Genomic DNA, 8,192 nt, shown 5'->3' on the forward strand with positions numbered 1-8,192 from the left:
GAGGAGTTTAGACGTTGAGAGAACTTCGGCATGCCTGTAGAAAAATTCCACACTATGACCAATACCCTTTATACATGGAGAACGCTTTTCGGAGTTTAAGGGGTAGTTTGCGATAGGAAAGACCCAGTCGGTACCCCCACCATTTCGCCAAGAGGGAGCAGCCCACGGCTGGGAGCAAAAAAGGATTCCGGCGGACCACGTATGCGATTTCTGACTTGGTGTAGCGCCACCCTTCGCCGCCGGCCCGGCCAAACGCGTCGAATATCCAGGGGTTGTCGCTGTGGAACACACCGATATCGAAGTATCGCTCAAACTCCTCACGTGCGGTATAGGGATGGGAGTGGTAAACGCAGCCTTCTGCCACATAGGCTATTTTCCAGTCGCGCAACAGCAGCCGCCCCGCCACGATTACATCCTCGCCCATGATGGTACCCTTCGGAAAACCACCCACTTGCTGGAGTGCTTCGCGGCGATAGGCGGCAAACGAGTTGGAGCAGGAGATGGTTTTGATGCCATAGGTGGACGCATCGGCCAACGCACGGAGCTGGCTATGGCCCGGATAGTTGAACAGCCGGGCGTGGCGCTCCAGCAGTGTAGCTCCGCTGTGTGGCCGTTGCCTACCGTAGGCCACACCTACTTCGGGGTTCGTGAATGCGCGCACCAAGTTGGCTAGCGTCGAAGCGTCGGCGGGAACGGCATCCTGTGTCAGCAAACAGTAGATATCGGCATCGGGGTAAGCATCGATGGCCTGCTGGCGGGTGCCGCCGTGGTCGAACCCTTCTCCGCCCAGCCCCATCACCGTGCAGCCATGGGAACGGGCAGCTTCCACGGTCCCATCCGTCGAACCCGAATCGATTACCACACATCGCTGCAACGGGAAAGTCTGCCGGGCTAGCATGTCCAATAATTCCACAAACCGCTGGCCGCCATTCAACGTCGGTATATACAGGTTCACCTTCATCACTGCTCCGCCATGTCTACGTTTTCACGGACTTGGTTTTTGTTGATTTTGATGTCGGGTGGCCGGAAATCGTGTATCCACGTGCCGCCGGAGGTCACGAAATTACTATCTATTCGTACCCGCATTGCCGTTTCGCGCACCGTTATGGCAGCATTCTTCGCATTCAAAATGTGGTTGCCGAGCAGCGAAGCCCCCGCTACCTTCACCAAAAGCAATGCACCCAGCTCGTGGCCGCTTGTCAGCCGGTTGCCTTCGAACTTGAAATATCCGTCCATATTGACATTGATCGGTCCGCTGGAAATTTCGTTTTCCATGATGCGCAGCGAATCGATTTCGATACCGTTCGGCAGCATTACACTGCCTATTTTGCCATGCCGTATATCCAACAGTGCGCCGCTGGCATTGCCCAGCAGGCGCAAGGTGTGGAACGTGTTGCCCTCCATCCGTATGTGCTCCCACCGACCAACAAGTTCGAAGGCCCCATCGGTCACGTTCCGGTTGGCCGTGATGTCTCCGCATCCTTCTATGTAAAGGGCGGGCCGGTTATTGCCAAATGCCCGGTTGCCACTCAAGGTCACACCCGATATCCCGATCAGCGTGCCTATCCCCGAACCATCGGGTGTGGATTCATCATTCACGAAGCCGTTATGGTAGCTGTAATTGCCCGCAATGAGCGCATTGATAGCCACCACCCGGCCGTGCGCCCGGTTATTGATATCTACGGCATCGGCCGCATTGTGTTCCAAGCGATTGTTGGTGATGCGGTAATTAGCCACCCGTTCGGCGGCATTGAACGCTACTTGGATACCGCTCATACCGTTGTGGTGTATGCGGTTGCCGTCAATTTCGACATTCTCACTATCGTGGATGAATACACCATTTTCGCCATTATGGTGGAGGTCGTTGTCAGCAATCGTTATCCCACTGCTCGACAGCACGCGGATCGCTGTGCCCGGGTGGTAGGTGGTGGCAGATTGCCTTGCACTGCCGTAGTGACTGATGGTGGTGCCCAACACCCGCGAAGCCGAGCAATCGTACCACAGCACCGCCGGGAACGATCGGCGGTTGGTCGAATCGCCCCTAAAGTGGCTATCGGCAACGGTAATATTACTGCATTGCGAGGCATAGATGGCCTCATTCACCGTTTCGGCACGAATGGACAGGTACACGTTTGATATGCGGTGCGCCCGGAAGAGGGGTGCCGGTGAATGCTGCTGTTCCACGGCGAACGGCGCCGACAGCCCTGCCGATTGCTTCAATAGGCCATCGGCGACCACATGTACATTAGACACCAGCCGGATGGAGCTGACCAGGTAGGTCCCTTTGGGCAGATAGACGGTATCGCCCACCGCTGCGCTGTCCACGGCGCGTTGTATCGCTTCACTATCGTCGGTATCGCCGTCGCCTACGGCGCCATAATCCATAACATTGATGCGCTTGCCATTCTCCGTTGCCGGCTCATCGGTATGCGAACGGGTTTCGCCCGCGCATGCGATGGTCAGTAACGCAAGCCCCCAAACGAAATACGATCTATCTATCCATTTCATATACACCCTTTCCTATACTCAGTTGTCAATACCTTCTCCCGTCTCAGCGGGATGGAGCCTCTGTTATCACCGCCCATGTCTGCGCGGCGGTGTTGTCCCACGTAAACTGCGCTGCCCGGCTTAATCCCGCCTGCCTGAGCTGCTGATGCCGGCCGCTATCGTTGGCTAATACTTCGATACCGCCCGAGATGGCTGCCACGTCGTGCGGGTCTACACACAAAGCCGCGTCGCCTGCCACTTCCGGCAACGGACCGGCCGTGGAGGTGAGCACGGGCGTACCCGCAGCCATGGATTCGATAACCGGCAGGCCAAAACCTTCCATCAGCGACACGAACAATGTGGCCTGTGCTCCACGATACAACGCCGGGAGCCGCTCTTCGGGCACATGCCCCAAAAACCGGACCCGCTTACCGATACCCAGCCTTTCAATGAGGGCCAATGTCTCCCTATCGCCAGCCCCCGTGAGGAAAAATTGAAAATCCCGCGGAATGGCTGCGCGGGCAAAAGCTTCCAGCATGGCGGGAAGATTCTTGTTCTTCCGCCGGTTGCCTACATACAGGAAATACGGCTCATTATTCTCGTAGGCATCTTTATTCATCCGATAACGGTCGTCCACGCCGTTATACACCACCGTTATCGACCGTTCGTCGATGCCTAGCAAATCGACCAGTTGTCCTTTGCTGAAATGCGATACCGTGATGACCCGATCGGCTTTCGCCGCCAGGCGGGCAATGACCTGCCGGTAATATAGGCGATGCCAAGGGGTGTAATAAAACAGGTGCATTAAGTCGTGGATGGTAAATACCACCGGGATAGGGCTATGGAGGGGAGGCATAAACGAGGGGCTATAAAACACATCGGCACGCCGCTGCTGTCCGATTTCGCGGGCAAGCATCCATGGCGTTAACAAGTTGCCCAATCCCATACGGCTCTGCACAAACGCAGGTGAAATATGGGCTGGCATCCGTGCCATCACCTCGCGGTACAGCTTGCCGATTCCCGTATCGGCATCCCAGCGGTTATCTATCAATACGCGCATCAGGCCGCCCTCCCCTTCCATGGTTTCATCGGTACCGGCCCCGCACTTCCAAGCAGGGAAACCAACGCCAGGTAAAGCACGATATCATTATCATATCCCGAGTAGAGAATCATCATGATAGCCACCAAAGGTATGGATGCCAGCCACCAGAACCATCTGCCACCCCATTTCTGCGCACCAAACAGGAAATAATAGCAGAGGAACAGCACGTAAGAAACAATCCCAACGATACCGAAATCGAGGTAACAGCTCATAAAGGTGTTATGGATATGGGGTTCGCCGTGGTAAAACGCGGCATATCGGCTCAGGAAATCGCCCCCGCTCATGAACCCGTTCCCCCAAGGGGAAATGTTGGAAAAGTGTTCAAAAAAGGCTTTCCAATAGGTTAACCGCACCCCCATCCCATCGTTTGACGCAGTGATATTTTCCACGCGGATGACGTATCGGGCAACCAGCGGGAGCGCCAAAGCGACCAATACACCGATGGCCACGCGCCATCGGGTTGTGGCCACCAGCCATACGAGGCAACCCGTGCCCAGGAGAAGGGCCACTACCGGTGTGCGCGAAAGCGATAGCCAAGCCAGCGCGAAGACGGCCACGATACGCCACCAAACAAGGGATTGCCGCCTGACCACGGGTAGCAATACAAATATAAACCCCAGCAAGGCAATACGGGCACCAAACATATTCTTGTCGTCCAGCCCCCAGAAATAGGTTCCTGATTGATACAGGGCGCTGCCCTGGGCAGAGCTGGCAGCGCCGGCCAACCACCGGAAACCGGTGGCCTGGTGGTAAACCAACAACTGCAATAAGCTCAATGCCAGCACGACCTGCAGGGTGATGTCTACGCGGTCCAACAGGCGGCCGTTGTGCCGCTGCGCCAGCCACGCCGAAGTGGCGTATAGAAATGTGAAGTTGACCAATAGCTTCAGGAAGTTGGTCAACGCCCGCTGCTCACTGGGTAAACCCATCAGGAATACGACGGTGGCGTATCCGGTAAACACGGCCAGGGAAACAACCCAATGATGCCGTAACCACACCTTCGTGTCGCACGCAAAAAAAACAGCCGCTACCAAAAATACCAATGGATAGATTTTGATGGGCAGGAAAACGGCCAGCAGCGCCAGGCAAAACCATACCTCGCACCAAGTGGATCGATGGGCCGTTATGTTTCTAAATACCTGCATCATCTGCCACTGCCTTGTGTAGCACCTGTTCATATTCATTTACCATACGCTCCACGCTGAGGTACTCGGCTACGGAGTGCCGCGCCGCCGCCGCCATCCGGTTATATACCGCCACCTCTCTCCACAGCATCACCAATGCTTCGCTGAGGGAGTCGGGCCGGTCGGGATTGCAACGGATACCGTTAACTCCGTGGACAACCGTTTCCCGCAGTCCACCGCGGTCGCTCGCCACCACCGGCAAATGGTTTGCCAGCCCTTCTACCGCCACCATGCCCAGGGGTTCTTCCCACAGCGAAGGGACCACCAGCACATCGACGGTCGGATAAAAATCTGCCGGAGTTACATAACCGACGAAATCGATACGGCCATCATCCCCGGCAAGTTCATTGAAACGCTGCACATCTTCGGTCTTGCCTTTTCCGGCAATCCGTAGCCGGCCATCAATACCGGCTCGTTTAAATTGGGCGATGAGCCACTCCACCCCTTTCAGCGAGGCCAGCGTACCGATATAACCCACCGTCAGCGGGTCGCCGTTGCCGCGCTGCCGTGGCGTACCCACCGCGGGGATGTCGCGCGCATTATGCACCACGTAGCGGGGCACGTTTTTAAAATAACCGTATTCGAGAAACCGGTCCAGGATACTGCGGCTGATACCCACTACGGCCGTCAATAGAGCCGACGCCCGTCGGTGCCTTCGACGCAACAGCCTGCTTATCGTATCTTGGTGGGCATGGGTATGCCCCTGCTTGAAAAGGGTGCTATTCGGACTGAGCAGATACATATCGTGCAATACCTGCACAATGGGTATACCCGCACGACGCACCTCATCCCATACCGCGATGGACCAACCCACGAGGTTGTGGCACGACACGATCGCAGGCCGTTCGGTTGCCAACACCTCGCGCACATAAGTGGCCATCGCGCGGTTGTACCGATCGCGAACGTGCCACCGTAGCCTACTGAATTTGCCGCGGCGCTCCTTGGCAAATGGCCAGTAGGTATTCTTCAGGCCTGCCCGGTATACCTTTACGCCGTCTACCCACTCATCACGCAACCCACCCCCGGGCACCAAGCTCAATACGGCTACCTCATGGCCAGCGGCTTGCATGCCTTCAACCAATAGCTTGAGGGAGATTTCCGCCCCCCCGGCTATATAGGGCGCATAGAGTGTATGGATATACAAAATCTTCATCCGATCCATTTTAACGGGGGCGATGCTTATCGAGGATCCCGCGGTACAGCCGGTCCAGTTCGTCCCCAACCCGATGTGGATCGTGGGCTGACGCCACATGCTGGTAAAGGCGGCCGCCCATGTCATCCAACGCCTGCGTATCGGCCGCTTTCCGGGCCAATGCCCGCTCAATCTGCTCTCCCAGTGCCTTCCGGTGCCCCCCGGCGGTATCGTATCGGTAACAAAAGGTATCCAGCGTGTGGTCCTCCAAATCCGAAACCGTGCCAATTTCCGGGCATATCACGGTTTTCCGATAAGAAAACGCCAGGATAGCGGTACCGGAGTTAAGGCTACTTCTCAGGTCGTATGGCAATACCACGGCATCTGCACGGCCGAGCAATCCGGGTAGTTCGCCGTCCGGTATGAAGTAGGGCAATAACGCTACATTCCCCATGGTTTCCGCCCGGTCAATCAATTGCTGCGCATAACCTTCATCCATTGCCTTGCCCGCAATGGTAAGGTGTACGCGCTGGCCAAAAGCGCCGACCACATCCATGAGCAACTCCAGGTTTTTGTAAGGTTTCACCATACCGATAAACAAGAGTTGCAACGGGCCGTGCCCCTGTGCCGTGGCGGTAACGGCATCGCCGTATACACCGATGAAATGCGGGTGGGGAAGATAAACCACCCGTTCCGCTACTTTTGCCCCATACGCTGCCAGTACGGCCTCTGATTGGCCCGAATGGATGATGATGCGGTCGGACCAACGGACCAACAGCCGCACCAGGACACGGCTCAAAAAAGCCGTACCCGCTTCGTGCGTTACCCGGTTGTGCAACGTCCAAACCAGTGGCTTTCCACTCCAACGGATGGCTGTAAGCACCACCAGCTTGCGCAAAAAGCTGCGCAACGCCGCGAAAACGCTGGTGCCATCGATATTTTCAAACCAGTTGAGGTGTACCAACCTGATGGACCGGAAATGCTTGCTGCTGGAAAAAATGGTGTCGAGCGGGTGTATGCAATACCCCCGGGCACGCAGTTCGGCAACCAATATCCGGATGTATTGGTTTTCTTCATTGACCGGCGGATTGAAAATAATATCCATAGGCCTCAGTTCGACAATCGTTTAGCCAGCCCCCGGGCCTTTACCGCCGCAAGGATGATGTCCGATAGCCGGAGGCCGAATTGCTTACGGTGCCTGTACCACATCCAGAACCGGCTTACCCGGTGGGTCCGCATGGAAAGCGCCATGGTATATCGTTTGCGTTGTAGCATGAGCCGATCCTGCTGCCGCAGCAGCGTATGGTAAACGACCTGTTCTGTTTCGTGGGGTGTATGGATCGCTAAAAAGTCGCGCAGCCAAGCCGCATAGCGCAGGTTGGCATGCATCTTCTCTAAATCGTTGCCCGTTGACGTGATGGACAAGCTATTGCTCCGGTAGTGGAACACGGGCCTGTTGGTGTGGGCCATCCCCCGTTGGGCACAGGCAATATAGGCCGTAATGTCGTCAGACCCCCAGGCCAAGGGCAAGGCATAGCATCCACCCATGCTACGGAGGGCATCCCTACGGTACACGAAATCGGAAATGAACTGCGATCGCCACTGGTTCAGGCGATGCCAGATGTGGTCGCACACCCGTTCGAATGACGGACCGGCCGGGGTGAGCTGCAATGCGTTCCCCTCGTCATCGATGATGAGGCTCCGGCAGTGGTACACATCCAAGCCCGGGTAATGGATCATCAAGGCGGTAAACTCTTCGAGGTAACCGGGATCCAAGCGGTCATCATCGCCCATGATCATCACGAACTCCCCTTCTGCCAGCGCTATGCACCGGTTCCAGTTGTCGGTAAGCCGCACGGCGCCTATATTGCGCTCATTCTCGTAGTAACGGATACGGGTATCCGAAAAGGACCGTACCATTTCCTCCACCGGTTCGGGGGAGCAGTCATTGAGTACAATCACTTCAAAGTCGGCATACGACTGCCCTAAAACGCTTTGTATGCATTCCGATAAAAAGCGGCCTTTATAGGCCGGTATGCAAACGGAGAATTTAGGCATCTCTTGTCCCTTTCCCAATAAGTGTTTTCAGTTCGCGGATTGCCGCCGGCTTGAGCACGAACAGCAGCGTATATGTCAGATAAATCAACCCAAAAATAACGATGTTGGCGATAACCGTGCCATATCCACCGGGTAGGGGCAGCCAGCCCGACGCATAATGGCTACCTGCCCAGGCGATCACCCCGCCAATTACGGCAGGCAGGAATGCCCGGCCAAACAGGCGCCCCCC

General features: G+C 56.2%; 8 protein-coding genes. All 8 read right to left on the bottom strand.

Annotation, left to right across the window (positions count from 1 at the left end; genetic code table 11):
- Positions 1–52: 52 nt before the first annotated feature.
- Complete coding sequence (locus ACO1NT_RS02360) at positions 53–961, bottom strand: glycosyltransferase family 2 protein (RefSeq protein ID WP_449046798.1); 909 nt, start codon at positions 959–961, stop codon at positions 53–55.
- On the bottom strand, positions 961–2,508 hold the full coding sequence (locus ACO1NT_RS02365; RefSeq protein WP_449046790.1) for a right-handed parallel beta-helix repeat-containing protein: 1,548 nt from the start codon (positions 2,506–2,508) through the stop codon (positions 961–963). Before ACO1NT_RS02365 ends, ACO1NT_RS02360 begins: the two co-directional genes overlap by 1 nt.
- Positions 2,509–2,551: 43 nt before the next feature.
- Positions 2,552–3,568 (bottom strand): glycosyltransferase family 4 protein, encoded by a 1,017-nt coding sequence (locus ACO1NT_RS02370; protein WP_449046791.1) that lies wholly within the window; start codon positions 3,566–3,568, stop codon positions 2,552–2,554.
- Positions 3,547–4,737: an O-antigen ligase family protein gene (locus ACO1NT_RS02375; RefSeq protein ID WP_449046792.1), complete on the bottom strand. Its 1,191-nt coding sequence runs from the start codon at positions 4,735–4,737 to the stop codon at positions 3,547–3,549. Before ACO1NT_RS02375 ends, ACO1NT_RS02370 begins: the two co-directional genes overlap by 22 nt.
- Entirely contained in the window at positions 4,721–5,926 is a 1,206-nt protein-coding gene (locus ACO1NT_RS02380; RefSeq protein WP_449046793.1) for a glycosyltransferase family 4 protein, read from the bottom strand. Before ACO1NT_RS02380 ends, ACO1NT_RS02375 begins: the two co-directional genes overlap by 17 nt.
- Positions 5,927–5,936: 10 nt before the next feature.
- Positions 5,937–7,010 carry a glycosyltransferase gene (locus ACO1NT_RS02385; protein WP_449046794.1) on the bottom strand — a complete coding sequence of 358 codons (1,074 nt, stop codon included), beginning with the start codon at positions 7,008–7,010 and terminating at the stop codon, positions 5,937–5,939.
- Between the two features lie 5 nt (positions 7,011–7,015).
- Entirely contained in the window at positions 7,016–7,963 is a 948-nt protein-coding gene (locus ACO1NT_RS02390; protein WP_449046795.1) for a glycosyltransferase family 2 protein, read from the bottom strand.
- Positions 7,956–8,192 (bottom strand): hypothetical protein (locus ACO1NT_RS02395; RefSeq protein WP_449046796.1); only part of this gene is annotated, 237 nt, incomplete at its 5' end. The genes ACO1NT_RS02395 and ACO1NT_RS02390, both read right to left, overlap by 8 nt.

The organism is Parapedobacter sp. (assembly GCF_053550995.1).